This is a genomic window from Acetitomaculum ruminis DSM 5522 (assembly GCF_900112085.1).
GTDB lineage: Bacteria > Bacillota > Clostridia > Lachnospirales > Lachnospiraceae > Acetitomaculum > Acetitomaculum ruminis.
The window spans coordinates 106,188-124,652 of record NZ_FOJY01000001.1 but is presented as its reverse complement, the minus strand read 5'-3'; the positions used below and the strand labels follow the sequence as shown (position 1 = coordinate 124,652).

15 protein-coding genes are annotated in these 18,465 nt (G+C 32.9%); 4 read left to right on the top strand and 11 right to left on the bottom strand.

Annotated elements, in window-relative coordinates; all coding sequences use genetic code 11:
- Window positions 1-36 precede the first annotated feature (36 nt).
- From BM153_RS00540 to BM153_RS00500, 9 genes are all read right to left on the bottom strand, one after another.
- Entirely contained in the window at window positions 37-969 is a 933-nt protein-coding gene (locus BM153_RS00540; protein WP_092869828.1) for a chemotaxis protein, read from the bottom strand.
- Window positions 970-1,015: 46 nt separating this feature from the next.
- Window positions 1,016-1,780 (bottom strand): DUF4352 domain-containing protein, encoded by a 765-nt coding sequence (locus BM153_RS00535; protein ID WP_092869827.1) that lies wholly within the window; start codon window positions 1,778-1,780, stop codon window positions 1,016-1,018.
- A 66-nt stretch (window positions 1,781-1,846) separates the two neighbouring features.
- Entirely contained in the window at window positions 1,847-3,340 is a 1,494-nt protein-coding gene (locus tag BM153_RS00530; RefSeq protein ID WP_330391943.1) for a HAMP domain-containing sensor histidine kinase, read from the bottom strand.
- On the bottom strand, window positions 3,327-4,007 hold the full coding sequence (locus tag BM153_RS00525; protein WP_092869826.1) for a response regulator transcription factor: 681 nt from the start codon (window positions 4,005-4,007) through the stop codon (window positions 3,327-3,329). The genes BM153_RS00530 and BM153_RS00525 overlap by 14 nt, the downstream gene beginning before the upstream one ends.
- 174 nt (window positions 4,008-4,181) lie before the next feature.
- Window positions 4,182-5,372: an MFS transporter gene (locus BM153_RS00520; protein ID WP_092869825.1), complete on the bottom strand. Its 1,191-nt coding sequence runs from the start codon at window positions 5,370-5,372 to the stop codon at window positions 4,182-4,184.
- A gap of 207 nt (window positions 5,373-5,579) precedes the next feature.
- Window positions 5,580-5,768 (bottom strand): FeoB-associated Cys-rich membrane protein, encoded by a 189-nt coding sequence (locus BM153_RS00515; protein ID WP_092869824.1) that lies wholly within the window; start codon window positions 5,766-5,768, stop codon window positions 5,580-5,582.
- 22 nt (window positions 5,769-5,790) lie between these two features.
- Window positions 5,791-5,973 (bottom strand): hypothetical protein, encoded by a 183-nt coding sequence (locus BM153_RS00510; RefSeq protein ID WP_092869823.1) that lies wholly within the window; start codon window positions 5,971-5,973, stop codon window positions 5,791-5,793.
- 32 nt (window positions 5,974-6,005) lie between these two features.
- The gene (gene feoB, locus BM153_RS00505) at window positions 6,006-8,192 is read right to left on the bottom strand and encodes a ferrous iron transport protein B (protein ID WP_092869822.1); all 2,187 of its coding nucleotides are present in this window, start codon (window positions 8,190-8,192) and stop codon (window positions 6,006-6,008) included.
- Between the two features lie 91 nt (window positions 8,193-8,283).
- The gene (locus tag BM153_RS00500; protein ID WP_092869821.1) at window positions 8,284-8,562 is read right to left on the bottom strand and encodes a heavy-metal-associated domain-containing protein; all 279 of its coding nucleotides are present in this window, start codon (window positions 8,560-8,562) and stop codon (window positions 8,284-8,286) included.
- Between the two features lie 371 nt (window positions 8,563-8,933).
- On the opposite strand from BM153_RS00500, the gene BM153_RS00495 reads away from it, so the two are divergent.
- The 4 genes from BM153_RS00495 (at window position 8,934) to BM153_RS00480 (ending at window position 15,512) form a co-directional block, all read left to right on the top strand.
- Window positions 8,934-10,910: a methyl-accepting chemotaxis protein gene (locus tag BM153_RS00495; RefSeq protein WP_092869820.1), complete on the top strand. Its 1,977-nt coding sequence runs from the start codon at window positions 8,934-8,936 to the stop codon at window positions 10,908-10,910.
- Window positions 10,911-10,969: 59 nt separating this feature from the next.
- A complete protein-coding gene (locus BM153_RS00490; protein ID WP_177205517.1) occupies window positions 10,970-13,069 on the top strand; it encodes a methyl-accepting chemotaxis protein in 2,100 nt (699 codons plus the stop codon).
- A 143-nt stretch (window positions 13,070-13,212) separates the two neighbouring features.
- Window positions 13,213-13,881 (top strand): 4'-phosphopantetheinyl transferase family protein, encoded by a 669-nt coding sequence (locus BM153_RS00485; RefSeq protein WP_092869818.1) that lies wholly within the window; start codon window positions 13,213-13,215, stop codon window positions 13,879-13,881.
- Window positions 13,882-13,889: 8 nt separating this feature from the next.
- A complete protein-coding gene (locus tag BM153_RS00480) occupies window positions 13,890-15,512 on the top strand; it encodes a leucine-rich repeat protein (protein WP_092869817.1) in 1,623 nt (540 codons plus the stop codon).
- 140 nt (window positions 15,513-15,652) lie between these two features.
- Here the strand turns inward: BM153_RS00480 and BM153_RS00475 are convergent, their stop codons facing one another.
- Both BM153_RS00475 and BM153_RS00470 read right to left on the bottom strand, forming a co-directional pair.
- Entirely contained in the window at window positions 15,653-15,934 is a 282-nt protein-coding gene (locus BM153_RS00475; protein ID WP_092869816.1) for a DUF1294 domain-containing protein, read from the bottom strand.
- A 134-nt stretch (window positions 15,935-16,068) separates the two neighbouring features.
- Window positions 16,069-18,309 carry a hypothetical protein gene (locus BM153_RS00470; RefSeq protein WP_092869815.1) on the bottom strand — a complete coding sequence of 747 codons (2,241 nt, stop codon included), beginning with the start codon at window positions 18,307-18,309 and terminating at the stop codon, window positions 16,069-16,071.
- Window positions 18,310-18,465 lie beyond the last annotated feature (156 nt).

The following is an 18,465-nucleotide window of genomic DNA, read 5'->3' as shown; positions in this document are numbered from 1 at the left end:
TCACCTCCCTATTTTTTTATTTTTGACACCTGCCATCTATCTTTCTGCTTTTTCTCTTTCTTTTTTCTCTATAAGCTCATCTATAGCATCAACCAATTTACCGATTTCCGGTTTTGTCAGCTGAGCATCTGCACCTAATTGCTCACCCTTTCGTCTCATCTCATCATTAACTAAAGATGAGAAAATTACCAATGGAATATGCTTAATATCATCATCTTCTTTACAAAGTTTTGTAAGTCTGTGACCATCCATAATAGGCATCTCAATATCAGTTATAATAAGATGAACTTTTTCATCCAATGTTCCTTCATCCCTGAAGTCACATAATGTATCCCAGGCTTCCTGACCGTTTGGTTTAACAATGATATTGGTATAGCCGGCCTTTTTGATACAATCTGTAATAAGTTTACTAAGAAGCGGTGAATCCTCTGCAATAATAATAGGTGACTTACTTCTGTCTCTTGGCTCTCTGTCCGTAGGAAGATTATCCATATCCGTAACTTTAAGTCCGGTTTCAGGTGAAATATCTGTAACAATTTTTTCAAAATCAAGAATAACAATAAGTTTATCATTGATTTTTATTACACCTGTTGAAACACCTGCTCCGGCATTATTAATAGTGGCATCCGGCTCAATAATCTCTGCCCAGGATACTCTGTGAATTCCAATAACAGTGTCTACATGAAATGCAATATTTAATTTATTAAAATTAGTAATAATAAACAAACCTTCGGATTCATCTTCCTCAAGTCCTATACATCTTTTTAAGTTAATAACAGAAATCATAGTTTCCCTTGGCATGAATATTCCTTCTATGCAAGGGTCTGCATTTGGAACCGGTGTTACAGGATGATAAGAAAGTATTTCTCTTATTTTTGCAACATTAATTCCATAATGATTTTCTCCTAGTGTAAATTCCAGTACCTCTAACTCATTAGTACCATTCTCCAATAATATATTAGTATCCATCGTACCATCCTCCTTGAAGTAAGTTAAACATAATAATATGCAACATTTAATCTAATTTGACCTTGCTACTCTTTCCATTTACGCTTACTGATAACGATATATCCTTAATAGCTTTTGCTGTATCCTCCGGTATTTCAAATACCAGTTCTCCGGCTGATGTTGCATTAGCCGAAATAGTTGTATTAAAGGTTATTAGGTCATTTGGTAGGATACTTAATAGCGCATCTTTTGTGATATTTCCATTTACCGTTAAATTATACGATGCCTGTTTTGATGCCAGGTTTACAGCAATATCATCAGCAGTATTATTTGCCAATGTAAACTTAAGTATTACCAAAAGCGTTCCTTCACTCGGGTTAAGAGTAAAGACTTCTGAAGTATAAGAATCAGCAACTTCATATTCATTATATTTTATTTCAATATTAGATAATCCTAATATTTCTTCCAGTTTATTTGTTTTTTCTTCCTTATCTTTATCGGTATTGTCTTTTGTGTTATCACCCTTTGAACCTGAATCCTTTTCTGATGATTCATCAGGACTGACATCCTCTTCTTTTTTATTGTTCAGCTTTTCTTCTCTAAGTTTTTTTGACTCCTCTAAAGCATTCTTTTTTGCAACATAGGCTGCAATAGTATCTCTACCATAAATAACAGCCTTATTAGATCTTGTATGCTTTAAAACAGTGTCAGAACAATAAGTAACAATAGCCTGTTCCTCATCTTCTGTCAATTCAGTTAATTCTCCAAAGGGACCACATCCCGTTAATGAAACAATAACTAAAAGACATATCGCCAAACATATTTTTTTCATTTTATCGTCTCCCAAACTTTAAAGGCAAAATCATTTTGTAAAAAAAATGGAAAAAAGCATATAAAACTAAACACTGCAATCTAACTCAAAGTAAAACTCTACTCCGTTTTCATAGTTAATCACGCCAAAATCCTTATGAAAAGAATCCATTATCGCTTTAACTATGGAAAGACCAATGCCGCTTCCACCGTATTCCCTGGTACGGGCTTTATCAACCTTATAAAATTTATCCCATATTCTATCCAAGTCTTCTTTTGGAATATTATCCCCCGTATTGAACACGGAAATCCTCACGCCATCCTCTTTTACAATAGCTTTGATTTCTATGACCTTTTGATATTTTGCATGATTTATGGCATTACTCAAAAAGTTTGTCACAACTTCTTCAGTTTTAAATTCATCTGCCCAAACATATATCGGCTCTTTTTCATTAAATATTAATTCTATACCATTATCTCTTCTTAATATTTCTGTCGACATAATCACGCCTTTTATTAACTCAATTATATCAAAGCGTTCCATTGAAACTACATCATTTCCGAATTCCAACTGGTTTAAGGTCAAAAGCTTTCTAACCATGTTATTCATCTTTCCGGCCTCGTCCATAATTACATCACAATAAAAGTCTTTGCTTTCATCGTCGTTGTTAACACATTCCTTAAGACCTTCGGCATAGCCTTGAATTAAAGCTATAGGAGTCTTTAATTCATGGGAAACATTTGATAAAAATTCCTTTCTCATGGAATCAATTTTTTCCTTCTTCTCAATGTCTCTTTCAAGCTCGTTATTTGCAGTTTTTAATTCCGAGATTGTGGTTTCCAGAGTTTCTGATAATTTATTAATATTTTCTCCAAGAATACTAATTTCGTTTTTTCCTCCGGAGGTGTACTTTGCCTCAAAATCCAACTTTGTCATACGCTTTGAAATCTCAGTTATCTCCAGTATAGGCGTTGTAATTTTTCTTGAAATTATTATAATCAGGATACCTGATAATATAAGTGCTACAAGACAAGTGTATTTAAGAAATTTATTGGAAAGCTGCACACTTTCTCTAATACTTTGTATCGGTGAACTTAAAAACAGATAAGTATCTTCGGAAATGGTTGAAAACAATATAAGATACTCCACTCCGGAATTTGCATCCTTTATCTTTGCCACAAAATATTCCTTATCTGATTGACCATTGGCATAATAAGCTTTTAGGGTATAGGTAAACTGCCCTATTAATGATTTTGTATTGGCAGCAGAAGTTCTTATGACATTCATAGAAGAAGATACAACAAGCATTGACAGATTTCCACTGGTGCATATCTCATCTACATCATCATCGTATTCAGAATCCGAAATATCTCCATTACTTACTATACGAACTACCTTTTCATAGGAAGAAACCAGTTTATCCTCCTTAACATAAATGTAATATTTTTCCAAAAAAGCACTGTTTACAACAGTGCATAAAATAATGGCAAAAAACAGTATCACCATAAAAGAAAGAACCATTTGAACCTTTATAGAATGAGCATACCTGTATATCTTTTCCTTTAAATTATTCTGCTTCAAATTTATACCCCATTCCCCATATAGTTTTAATATAATTTCCTCGTTCACCAAGTTTGTTTCTTAGCTTTTTAACATGAGTATCTATGGTTCTGGCATCTCCGTAGTAATCAAAATTCCATACATTATTTAAAATAACCTCCCTTGAAAGGGCTATACCTGAATTTTCCATAAAATATGCCAATAATTCAAATTCCTTATAGCTAAGCTCAATTCTTTTTCCGTCTACTTTGACTTCATGGGCTGTTTTGTCTAATTCAATACTGCCCGCCGTCAAAAGGGCATTTTCTTCAGTAATCATATTACTTCTTTTTAAAAGAGCCTCTGCCCTTGCAACCAAAATCTTAGGACTAAAAGGTTTTGAAATATACTCATCTACTCCTAATTCAAAACCTAAAAGCTCATCCTGCTCTTCACCTCTTGCAGTCAGCATTATAATAGGTACTTTTGAGTACTGCCTTATTTCACGGCAAGCCTGCCAGCCATCCATTCTTGGCATCATCACATCAAGTAAAACCAGAGCAATGTCCTGATTTTCAAAAAATATATCTAAAGCTTCGACACCATCTGAGGCCTCTAAAACATTATAATTTTTTTTAACAAAAAAATCCTTTACAAGTTTTCTCATTCTTGCCTCATCATCCACTACAAGTATTTTTAGTCTAAGCATTATAACCATCCTTTCCAAACATAGCTTTCTGATTTTAATTATAGCATCATTGTAAAAAATATGTCTGAATTTTCTGTGTCCTTAAAAATTTTTACCTGAATCAATATTTGCTTTAACAATAAAAAAGACAGAATCATAAATATACAATTCTGCCTTTTATTTAAATTTTAAATTCTAGTTTCTTTTTAATCTAGGTAATGTAAATACAGCAAGTGCTGAAATCAATGCACTAACACCGCCTAACATTAAAATAAGTGAATAATTTGAACCGGCAATATTAGCAATAACATATGTAGGAATTACAACACATCCAAGAAGCTGTATGGTAGCAACTACACCACCAGCTGTTCCGGCATATTTAGGACCGATTCCATCTAACTGAATAGGAATAGATGTAATTACCGGTAAAGCAGCATTAATACAACAACCAGTTATACACATTGCAACATACATAAGAGGTCCAACAGGTAAAAGCCATGCAAATGCACAACCTACTGCTGCGATAGTTTCAGCAACAAAAACAAGAATTTTGAAGTTTCCGATTTTATCTGCCACGATAGGTCCTAAAATCATACCTAAAACTCCTGAAAAAAGAATAATTGAAGTAATAAGACCTGATGAAGCAACGCTCATTCCCTTTTCATTTTGTAAAGCAAGTGGTAAAAATGAACTTATTGTAACCAATGCTCCCATTAAGAACATATTACAAATACCAACTTTCCATACATTAACATTTCCCATTACTATCTTAAGGTCAGCAAGTACAGAAGTCTTTTCAGCTTTCTTTTGAGCTTCTAAAATTTCCGGATTTCCATTTTTTGCAAATATTATCCATAAAGCAGCGATAACTACATATAAAACAGCTGCAAAAGTGTAAGCTGCTTTAACACTTGGGAAAAGTGCTGTAGTACCTGTAGCAATACCTGTAGCCACAGATGAACCAACTAAGATATAACCTAACATTTTACCGGTATCTTCAGGCTTGAACCATCCGCCTAAGATTTTTGCCATATTTGAATTTAAGAAAGTTACCCCGATACCTGCAATTATCATAATTGCCATAAGTCCGGAATATGATGTGATAAATACTCTGCAAATAAGTGCAACAGCACCTATTACACTGGTTGCAGCAAGGCAGATACGAACACCAAATTTGTCACATAAAATACCTGAAATAAGACTGAATAATATTCCCGGTATCATCGGTGAAGTAAAGAGACTTGAAAACTGCGCAGATGTCAGTCCATACTGCTTAATAATAGTAGCTGATAATGGTGTCATCTGATATTGCATATAGTTTCCAATAAAAGCTATTAAAAAAGCTAATGCTACCATTACATAGCCGTAATTAAATTTTTTATTCATTGTTACACTCCTTTTTTAACTCATAATCTAGTACATTATTATATTAAAAATAACCTGGCGCGTAAACCAACACAATATAGCGAAAATACATTCCTTTTACTACATTTTGATTCTGTATAGGCAAAAATATATTTACATACAAAGAAAGGCGAACTCTTATGGGAGTCCGCCCTTCTTTTGAATATATATAATAAGGAATAATATCGACTAAATATTAGATTCTTTATATTTTTTGTGGAAATCCTTAACCTCCTTAGGAACCTTGTAAGAAGGACAACTTCCACTACTACATAAACCCCCACAACCTGCACAACCATTCTTTTTATCTATCATGATTTTCCTGATAGAAATCAAGGCAAATATTGCTAAAACAAAAAGTATTAATATATCAATCATAAATTTTTACCTCCATTTTACTTTACATGATGTTTTTGTCTTTATCATTACAAGAAGATTCAACACCGTCTGATTTTAATGCCTTACGATATTTTCTTTTTTGTATGATTTTTATTGTTTCATATACTCCAAGTGCAAGAAAATAAAGAAACATAAACATCAAAAGTACAATTATCATGGAATTAAAAGTGTTTGCATTAGTCATGGAAATTCACATCCTTTAAAATCTTTTTTAACTTATGCAACAGAACGCTTTGTCGCTCTTACCATATTTTTGTATGGATCCGGTCTGAATATTCCGTAGAGATATCCTACTAATACAATTCCAGCTGCAATTGTACCAATACCGAAGCTTCCACAAAGAATAAGCATAGTAAACTGATAAATCATCAATGTTATAAGGTAAGCATTAATATTTTGAATCACAAGAGCTCCAAATGTCCATTTTTTGCTGTTCATCTCTTTTGCAAGAGTTGAAATAGCTGCAAGACAAGGTGAGTTAAGCAAGTTGAAGGTTAAAAATGAAAATGCTGCTACAAGTCCTGCTGTACCGGCTGTCGGGAACATTGTGTTTCTAACACCTTCCCATAAAGCCTTTGAAGTTTCAACATCATCTATCAAATCCTGACCTGCCATTGAAAGAATTGACATTGTTGAAACAATTGATTCTTTTGCCACAAATCCGGAAATAGTAGCTGCAACTGCCTGCCAGTTTCCAAAGCCAAGTGGGATAAACATCCATGCCAAAAGGTTACCTAAAATCGCCATGAAGCTTTGCTCTGTATCAACCATTCCAAATCCATTATCGCCAATTCCGTAGGTTGAAAGGAACCACATTACCATGCAGGCAATCCAAAGTACAGTTCCAACTTTCTTAATGTATCCCCAAAGTCTTTCCCAAACATGCATCAAAATAGTCTTTGGTGCCGGTAAATGGTACTGTGGAAGTTCCATTACAAAAGGAGCTGCTTCTCCATGGAAAGGTTTTGTCTTTTTAAGAATAATAGCTGTAATTAATACGGCTAAAACACCAATGAAATACATTAAAGGTGCAAGCCACCATGCTCCGGCTTTTGCTCCAATTACACCGGCAAAAAGTGCAATAACCGGAAGTTTTGCGCCACAAGGAACATAAGTTGCTGTTATAATGGTTAATCTTCTGTCATTATCATTTTCAATGGTTTTTGTAGACATGATACCAGGAACACCGCATCCTGAAGAAACAAGAAGTGGAATAAATGACTTTCCTGATAATCCAAAATGTCTAAAGATACGGTCCATGATAAATGCAACTCTTGCCATATATCCAATATCTTCAAGGATAGAAAGCAATAAGAAAAGAATTGCCATCTGAGGAACAAATCCTAATACTGAACCAACTCCTCCAATAATACCGTTTACTACGAGGTCTACAATATTCTCATTTGCGCCTAAGCCATTTAACCATCCTTCAACACCTGGCTGAATAATCTCTCCAAACAAAGTATCATTCGTCCAGTCAGTAACGATAGTTCCAATACTTGAAACTGCAATATAATAAACTATAAACATTATACCGGCAAAAATCGGAATACCTAAAACACGGTTTGTAACAATGCTGTCGATTTTATCTGAAAGAGTAGTCTTATCTCCTGCTCTTTTAAATGTTCCCTTAATTACATCTACGATGTAATCGTATCTTGCGTTTGTAATAATGCTTTCAACATCATTATCAAAATCTTTTTCCAATTCTTTTGTAATATCTTCTATATTGTTTTTAACACTTGCTGTTAATTTAATTTTGTCAGCAATTTTGGAATCTCTTTCAAGAAGTTTTATTTCATACCATCTGCGCATGGTCCTATCTACTACATCCTCAGGAAGAATTTTATCAACTTTTTTGATAGCATCTTCAATTACAGGATCCAAAACCTTGGCAGGTGTAACACTCCCCCCCTTTTTAGCAAGGGAAACGGCTTCTGCAACCAATTTATCAAGACCCTCTTCTTTAAGTGCAGAAGTTTCAACAATTTTAGCTCCAATTGCATGACCAAGTTTTTCTATGTTAATTACATCTCCTCGTTTTTTTGAAACATCAATAAGATTTAATGCAATAACCATAGGTATACCAAGTTCTGCAATCTGAGTTGTAAGATAAAGGTTACGCTCAAGGTTTGTAGCATCTACCAGATTTATAATGGCATCCGGCTTTTCATCAACGAGATAATCCCTGCTGACAACCTCCTCAAGAGTATATGGTGACAATGAATAAATACCCGGAAGGTCAGTGATTATTACATCTTTGTCACCTTTTAATTTTCCTTCCTTTTTCTCTACCGTAACTCCCGGCCAGTTTCCAACATATTGATTTGCTCCGGTAAAAGCATTGAACATGGTGGTCTTACCGCAGTTAGGATTTCCTATAAGTGCGATTCTGATACTCATAATTTCTCCTTTTCATTTTTCTTTATTAATAAACCTCTTTATCTTATTATTACAAAGGTTTGTTATATCATATTTTAAAACAGCAGTTAGATTATTCTAACTTTCGCCCTAAAAAAAACGAAAAAAATGACTTTTTTTCTTCTTTAAGGGCTTCTGTAGAGGAAGATATAAAATCATATCCGCTGGAAGCTATACATCTTTTAACATCAATGGTTTTCACCTCATAAGGTGTTAAAAAAGTGGCTATTTTGTTTTTGCATGACGACTTTACTTTTTTCGCCTGAGGGAATGCTTTTCTAATAGCATCATTTACATGAGCTTCACACATTCCACATTGCATACCTTCCACATTCACAGTGGTTTTAAACAAAAATATCACCTCCCGTATTCATGAAACTTCGTCTCATTTCTTTCGGTAAGTCTATTCTAACCATCACGCAAAAAAAAGTCAATACTTTTTAGAAGGTTTCTTTACCATTTTTTCTTTATTTTACTGGATTTTGTGACATTTTTATATTTAATGTGTTTTTATCTAACTAATTACATTTTTAAAATCTTTTACCTGTATTTTTGTTAACAATAACAAAATATTACAGCAATTACTTTTGTCATATATTTATTTTTTACTAATTTTGTTTTATAAAAACGATATTTGAACCGATAAAATTTTCAGAATAATAACGTGAAAAATAATCAACTGACAAAATATATAAAATAGAGGTTTTAAGGAGGTAAACAAAGATGTCAGATTCCAATTCTAAAAAAGGAAATATAAAAGCGAAAGGTTCTCTTAGCTTGAAGCTTTCAATTTTAATGGGATTAGTAATAATTATCCTGGTGGTACTGTCTGAGGTGTTTAATATGAACACCTTTAGAAATCAGGTGTTTGAAGATTCCAGGGATAATACCATTTCCACAGCAGACAAAAATGCTGAAATCATTTATGGATGGGTAAACAAGCAGGAAACTTTTCTTCAAACTATGATTACATCATTACAGACTGTAAATTCTGACGATTCTCAAGGAATTGTAAAATATATGGCAAATCAGATTGAAAACAACCCTGATGCCCTTATGTATTACTGTTCTTTTGGAGATAATAATACTGTTTTGCTTTCAGATAATTCAAAATCTGATATTGTCCCAACCGAAAGACCATGGTATAAACAGGCAGTTAAAACAAACGATTTTGTTATAACAGATCCATATACAGATGCAACTACAGGAAAAATGGTTATATCAATATGCAAGGCCTTTAAGATAAATAACAGAGAATGTGTAATCCTGGCAGATATAACTATATCATCCATGACAGAATATATGGAAAGTGTTAATACCGATCCTACAACAAAATCTTTCCTTTTGGCTTCTGATAACAGTGTGGTATCCCATTATAATGAAGATTTTCTTCCAACAACTGATGGAAATACTATATTTACTGACATTTTTGACCTGGATCTTGAAGAAGGTAATTTTGTTGAGTTTACTGACTACGACGGGGTATTAAAAAGTGTTTCTTTTGCAGCAGTAGGTGACATGGGATGGACTGTAGGTACCACTTTTGACGAATCTCTGATAAGAAACAAAACAGTTAAGGCTTCTCTTACAGCTCTGTCTACAATAGGCATATTAACTGTTATATTCATTGTTATAATTTTTGTAATAATCAGAATTCAATTAAAACCGGTTAGTGATTCCATTAAAATTCTTTCAAGTCTTTCCATGGGTGAATTTGATGTTAAGCTAAAAAAGAGTAAAAGTCGAAGTGAAGTCGGCTTACTGCAAAATACTGTTGTGGAAATGCACAAGACTCTTAAAAGTATTATAGGTGACGTTAATAAAATACTTGGAGAAATTTCAAAGAGAAACTTAACTGTTGAGGATATGAAGGAATATCCGGGAGAATACAATGAATTGTCTAAGTCTGTAAATTCAGTTAAATCAATATTAAGCAATTTATTAAAAGAAGTACAATCGGCAGCATCTGAGGTTGAGATTGGTTCAAGTCAGCTTTCCCAGGCGGCATCTTCTCTCTCATCAGGCTCTACTGCCCAGGCTTCTTCGATTGCCACCTTAGAAGAAAATATAGAAGATATTGTCAGCAGAATAACCAGTAATGCTGAAAACTGTACATTGGTAAGCAAAGAACTTTCTCAATTAGATGACCTTATCAGAGAAGGAAATGAAGATATGAATTTATTACTTGATGCTGTAAATGAAGTAGAAAAAATGTCTAATGATATTTCCGCTATCGTAGGCGCCATAGATAACATTGCCTTCCAGACTAATCTTCTTTCTCTTAATGCCTCAGTAGAAGCTGCAAGAGCAGGTGCCAACGGTAAAGGATTTGCCGTTGTTGCAGAAGAAGTCAGAGAACTGGCATATAGAAGTTCTGAAGAATCAAAAAAGACTGCGGAATTGATAGAAACCTGCATTGCATCCATAAATGTGGCTAAAGGCTATGCAGATAATACTGCCGAAATACTAAATAAAGTAGTTGCAAATTCTGAACAGATTTCCAAAGCATTTGGAACAATTTCCGATGATACTGCGTCTCAGGCCAGCTCATCTACTACTATTCAGGATGAAATTCATAATATTTCTGATGTGGTTCGTTCTAATACCGCTGCTTCTGAAGAAACAGCAGCATCCAGCGTTGAACTTTCCGGACAGGCATCACATATGACAGAAATGGTTAAGGTATTTAAAGTTCAATAGATTATTAAATGGTAAAACAATACCTAATTTATATATTTAAGGGAAAGGATGAAATAAGGATGTTTAAAAACAAAAATAAAAGCGAAAAACCCCAAAAAACTAAACAGACTGGAGGGAAAATATTATTTCAACTGTTATTATCTGTTCTCCCCATTACAATATTGGGATTTATAGTATTAGTTTCCGTAGCTACCTATTTATCTATTCAAAATACTGATAAACTTGAAACTCAAGCTGTAATGGCAGAATTACAAGCCGAGTCAGCCAAACTGTCATCAAAAATGCATGCTGCTGAAAACACCACTTCAGCAACAGCTGATTTACTTGGGGTTATCCTGTCATCCAATGATAGTGTAGAAATAAACTCCTGTATAGAAAGTATGGAAAGAACCATTAAAGATAATGACGGTATTGTTGCTTTGGGATTTTTCCTTGAATCAGATGCCGCAAAAAAAGTAGAAAAACCATACTACTATCTTGCAGAAAAAGATGGAAAAATCGAACTTACCGACTTGGGGGAAGATTATGATTATACTCAAACTTCCTGGTATCAAAGTGCCAAGGAGACAAAAAAACCTACCTATACAGAAACCTATACCGATACCGCTATCGGAATTTTAATGACTTCATATATTGTCCCGATTCTTGATAATGACGGTAATTTTATAGGTGCCGTTAATACTGATATTGATATGAGTTTCATTCAGGAAATTATTGATGGAATCCAGATAGGTGAGAGTGGTTATGCAACATTAATATCCTGGGATGGTTTTATGTTAAGTTCAGATGATAAAGAAGATATTTTGACAGTAAATATTGCAGATATAGACGGATTAAAAGAACATGCAGAATATATTGAAAACGAAAATAATCTTAGCGGAAGTTTTAGAAACTCCAGAAATGGAGCTAAACAAATTGTATTCTTTAAACGTTTTACCGATTACCAGTGGATATTAATGTTAAGCATACCTCAGCAAGAATTATTTGCAGATACATACAGACAAATTAATGTTAATATTATTGTATGTATTATTGCTATTGCGCTTTTATCATTATCAATTTACCTGCAGGCTAAAAGCATTTCAAAACCAATATCCATAGTTAAGGATATGTCTATAGCCATGTCAAATGGAGATTTATCTATTGATAAGGTAAAGATAAAGAGTCGAAACGAAGTAGGCGAAATGACAGATGCATTAAATGAAATGCTGGATTCAAACAAAGAAGAAATGAGCTTAATTTCTGATAATTCAAAAACTATCAGCGAAAACTGTAATATTTTAAAATCTGCCGTTAATGAATTAGACAGCAGCTTCAACGAAATAAGAGAAGCCATACAGACTATCTCATCAGCAATGATGGATAATTCTGCCACAACACAACAGCTTACTTCCTCTGTTGCAGAGGTTAAGTCAAGCATTGGACAATTATCCAACAAGGCCTCAGATTCTGAGACCATGTCCAAGGAAATAAAAGTCAGAGCTAAAAAAGTTGGAGAATCTTCTGTGGAATCCTTTAATAATGCAATGGAATTGTCAGAACAGTTCCAAAAAAGGCTTGAGACTAGTATTGACAATTCAAAGGTCGTAAATGATATTGATTCCATGGCAGTTATAATTTCAGATATTGCTGAACAAATCACTCTCCTGTCCTTGAATGCTTCAATAGAAGCTGCAAGAGCCGGGGAAAACGGCAAGGGATTTGCAGTAGTTGCCAGCGAAATTGGAAATCTTGCCAATCAAACCTCTGATACCGTTTCTAATATTCAAGGAACAGTTTCCAAGGTAAGAGAATCAGTTAGTGTACTTTCTAAAGATTCCAGTGAGCTTATTAATTTTATTAATGAGCATGTTACACCAGACTATAAATCTCTTATTGATGTATCAACTCAATACGAAGAAGATGCAACAAGCATTGAAGAACTTGCTTCCTACCTGGCAGAAATATCAGGACAATTAAAAACTACTATGGAACAGGTATCCAATGCAATTAATAATATTGCAACTGCTTCCCAATCTGCTGCTGAAGACAGCAAAACAATTCTTGATAATGTTGAAACTGTCGCCTCAGAAGTAAACAATATTAATGATATTTCAGCTAAACAGCTGGAGATTTCAGAAGATCTTGATAATGTGGTAAGCAATTACAAATTTGAATAATCATTTATATCTAATATTATATAATCAGGAATCGTGAATTTTTGCGGTTCCTGTTTTTTTATAGCATTTGCCTACTTTATTATATGCAGGATAAATGTTATATTTATTAACAAAGAAATTTTTAGAATTTTCAGGAGCAAAAAATGGAATTATACAATCTTACTATTCCGGATAATACCTGGGGAGAAAAAGAAGAAAAGCTTATTTCCTTTGTAGGTGACGAAAGAAAAAAACGCATTCTTTCCTATCATTTTGATAAAGATAAGGTTTTAAGCCTTTATGCAGATTTATTAAGTCGAATGATTATCTCAAAAAGACTTAATACTACTCCTAAAGAAATAATTTTTTTCAGTCAGAGAAATAAAAAACCCTATATTTTAAATAATAATGATTTGCATTTTAATTTTTCCCATTGTGAAAAAAATATATTACTGGGAATCAGCGATTTAGATGATGTTGGTGTGGATATAGAAATTATCAAAAAAGCACCATTAATTGTCTGTGAACAGGTTTTTCACGAAAAAGAACTTGATTATATTAACGAGGTTTCTAATGACTTACAAAACGAAAGATTTTTTAAATGCTGGACAAGAAAAGAGGCCTGTACCAAGTATTCAGGCTCAGGACTAATAGCAAAACTTACAAAAATAAATACCTTAGACGAAAACAGTTCCCACTGCTACTGCACCTACAGGTATAATAACTGTATCTGCACAGGCTACAGTAAAAAGGATAATTCTTTTAAAAGATTAGAAATCAATATTCAGGATATATATGATTTCTATAAAATACAGGATAAAAAGGAAGGTTAATGTAAAAAATGAAGAAAAAAAACAGTCTGATAAAAGCTTTGACATTTTTATTTATTTTATTCCAGCTTTTGTCATTTAATTTTTTAAGAGTAAAAGCTGGAACAAACATAATAGATTCAGGACAATGCGGAGATAAATTAACCTGGGAGCTTACTGATAATGGGCTTCTAACAATATCCGGAAATGGTAAAATGTGGGATTTTATTAACGAAGCTTCATATGATTATCATCCATGTCCCTGGAAAAAATATATTTCAAATATAAAAACCCTGATAGTAAATAAAGCAGTTACAAACATTGGTGCAGCTGCCTTTAAAGACTGTACTTTTCTAAAATCCATTGAAATTGACAAATCGGTAAATACAATTAACGACTATGCCTTTTATAATTGTACTAATCTTTCTGATTTTTCATTCTCATTCGCCTTAAGAAAATTAGGGGATTATTCTTTTTCACAATGTCAAAATATTACAGTTCTTTACCTTCCTGCCTATTTAGAGTCAATAGGTGAAGGGGTTTTTAGCAAAAATACTTCCCTTGAAAATGTTTATTTTGACGGAGATTCAACTTTAGAAACATTTACCATAAAAAATAATCCCTTTGCAAACTGTCCAAAACTTAAAAATATTGAAGTTTCCGAAGACAATGTTGGTTTAAAATCAGACAATTCCATTTTGTATAATGCAGATATGAGCACTCTTATTTGCTATCCTTCCCAAAAAAAAGGTGAAAGCTACTCTATTCCCAATGGCGTATTTAATATTTTTAACGAAGCCATAAATAACAACTATTTAGAATATATAAATATCCCAAAATCCTTAAAAAACACAGGAAAAGATGCTATTATCCTAAACATAAATAAAGACAGTAAATTTACATTAGTAAATAATTCATCGATAAAAATCGTTATTAAAGCATCCTGCTATGACTGTCAGGCTTTTATTTATGATACTAAGAAAAATCAGGGAAATTTTTCCACAGGATTATCAACGGGAAGCTGGGATTTAAAAGTTACACCACATATTTGTAAAAAAATCATTAAAAAAGCCACAACTAAGACGGATGGTTATATTTTAGAAAAATGCAAAGTATGTAATAAGGTTTTAAATAAAACCATAATCTACAAAGCCAATAAGATACAAGTTTCAAGCAGGGATATTACTTTTACCAAAAAAGCTTTAAAACCAAAGGTTACAATAAAGGATTCAAAGGGTAAAGTTTTAAAATCTACTTGGTATACTTTAAAATATTCTTCTAATGTAAATGTTGGAAAGGCTACGGTTACAGCCACTTTAAAAGGAAATTATTCCGGAAATCTAAAAGCAACCTTTAAAATTTTGCCACCTGCCACAAGCATCAAAAAAGCAACTGCTAAATCCGGAAAACTTACAATAAGCTGGAATTGTTTAAAATCAATGGTTTCAGGCTATGAAATACAATATTCCACCAGCAAAAATTTTAATAAAAATATTAAAACTCTTGTAATAAAAAATAAGACAGCTTCCAAAGCTACCATTGATAAACTTAAATCTAAAACCAGATATTATGTCAGAATAAGAACATTTAAAAAAATAAATCTAAATAAGTATTATTCTCTATGGGAATCATATCCAAAGTATGTCACAATATAAGAGATTAATTAGAGTTTTTCTACTACTAACAGTATTGATAGAATTTTTGACTTTCATTTGCTTATCCGCCATTCCCAAATCGAGGATTGGCGGATACCTCTTTCTACCGATAATTTTATAATCAGCGTCACAAAAGATTTTTAAGCAATTAGATTAAAATAAACATATAGGGCAATTGCTATATGGCAAAGCATAATAACAGGCATTCCTATTACAAAATACCAGTGCTTAGTCTTATGGTGAAACATATACATACCTGACCAGGTTCCTACACTTCCACCGAACAAACTTATGAGAAACAGCGTCTTTTCAGGAATTCTCCATGCATCCTTCAAAGCTTTGTATTTATCAATTCCCATAATTACAAGCCCCACCACATTCATAAAACTCAAATATACCAGTACATAAGCTAAAATATTCATTATTTCCTCCAAATTTAAATTTGTTCATTTTAGTGCCTTGCACCAATATTTAGTTTAACACATTTATTTTCCATAGGGTACAAAAAGAAGCCGGCTAAATAACCGGCTTCCTAAATTATAGAATAATTATGAGCTTATTTAACTTTTACAGTTATTGTATTTGTGCTTGTAGCTGCGTTATAATTACTTGTTTTTGCAGCAGTTAATTTTACTTTTATCTTATATGTACCTTTCTTAAGACCTTTTTTTACTGTTACTTTACCGCTCTTTGAAATCTGAATATTCTTGTTACCACTTACTTTTACATAGGTCAGCTTTGAAGCTGCTTTTGCCACAAGATTAAATGTTTGAGCTTTTTGGGCAACTTTCTTATATGCAATAGTTTTTGATTTAGTAACATTTGTTATTTTCTGAGAAGCTTTTTTTATCTCATATGTAACTTTTATCTCTCCAGTATAGTTGTTCTTACCTTTGATTATATAAGTATATTTTCCGGCATTCTTTGCTGTCTTTGAAGTAACAACAGTGAAGTCTTTTCCTTTAACCAATTGTTTATTTTCAGCATTTTTAACAGTTATCTTCGGTGTTTGAACCTTTCCATTATAAGTAACTGACTGTTTTGACAATTTTACATTTGACTTTGTTAATTTTAAAGGATTAATTGTAAATGTTTTTTCAACAATTCCTTTATATAATCCCATTCCTTCAACTACGACAACTGCTTTATCAGAAACATTTTTATTATCAATATATTTTACTGTGTAATCTGTATCTTTTTTAAGTTTTTCTCCCTCTTTATTTACAACAGTAACTTCTGGTTCAATGTCAAGACCTGTATAAGTAAAGCTTTCACCTGAAACAGTTACATTTTCATTTTTAAGAGCTGTAGCCAGATTTAATTTAAAGGAATAATCCTGGTAACCTGCTGCAACAATAGTAACATCATATACCAGTGCGTTATCTGAAAATGCAGTAGCAGTTAAATCAAAAGTTCCGTCTTCTTTAATTATTGTAACTGCTCCTCGGCCTGAAGTACTATAGCTTTGCTCTCCCACCTTTACAGACTTTATTGCTCCGATATATTTTGAAAAATCATCAGTTGATGCACTGTCAGTTTTTACTAAAGCTGTTTCATTGTCGTCATATAATAATGGTGTTTCACTGTAAAGAGTAAAAGTTGTTGAAATAGATGCATATTTATTATTTCCATCTGTAACTTTAAGAGTATATTCTCCATTAGGTGCATCTGTATATGATAATACACCGTTTGAAACAGAACTATTTTCAAGTCCCTTTATTTCATAAACAGGTGAAAAATCCTTAGGAAGATTTTCAAATTTTACATTTGTACTTCCTGTTTTTGCAGGTGCAGTATCCACAGAAACTGTAGCATTTGTTTTAACTGGAACATATACATCATCGATATCTAAATTAAATACACCATCTTCTGTATAATAAGTCACGCTTGAAATAGTTTTTCCCATCATTGACTCATAAGGACGGTAAGAAAGGTTGCAACCATGAGATTGAGTTGTAAAACCAGCGCTCCATGCAATTTCTTTTTGTCTCCAGATGTTTTCTACATGACGCATTCCATATGAATATCCGTCAGTGGTATTAACTGCAACACCATAAACCACATCTGTAATTGCTTTATTATCAGCATCATTTCCAAAAAGGGCATCTGCTGAAAGGTTTAATTGATAATCACCATATCTTGAAGAAGTGGAAAATGTAGCTGTAGCATTAATATTTTTAACTGTAGCAGATGATTTTCCGAAGGAAAGACTGCCATCCTTATTTTGAATTACTTCTTTGTAATATGAAGGCTCTTCGCTTAATACATAATAGGAATAGCTACCAGCTTCAAATAAAGCATCTTTTCCTTTATATTCAGTAGTTGATGTAGTTCCCCTTTGAGATATGGTAATTGATACAGAGGATTCGTCAGTAATCTGAGTTTTACCCTCAAGGTTTACATCTACAAGTTTTACAGGATAAATAATACCTGTAATATCTGAACCATCTGAATTAACATGATATGAACCATTTGAAAGACTGGTTCTTGTTTTTGTCAGGGTAGCTGAAGATACAGCTTCTACACTTACAGCATTTTTTCCTTCATTTTCATAAAATTTATCATAAGGAATATTCATAAGTGCATATACAACTTTTTCAGACGACTCATTGACAGCATATGCATTTAAATCTGCAATGTTTTCTTTGTTATAGTCTACAAGAAGATTTGTATTTTCTTCAGGTCCTTTGGAAAGTGTTTGTGCCATTGCCACCGGTGTCATTTGAGTGAAAAGCATTGCCACTGACAGGGACGATGCCAACACTTTAGATATACTGTTTTTGATATTTTTCTTCATAGATATAATATCCTCCCTTTGTTTGATAGTCCTTTTTCTAACAGCACTTTTGTGAAGCACAGTAGTTAGTCTAGACTTACTCTGTTTGTTTAACTAGTATATCTTACTATTTTTTACATATCAACGATTTGTTCTCTATTGGTATATTTTCTCAAT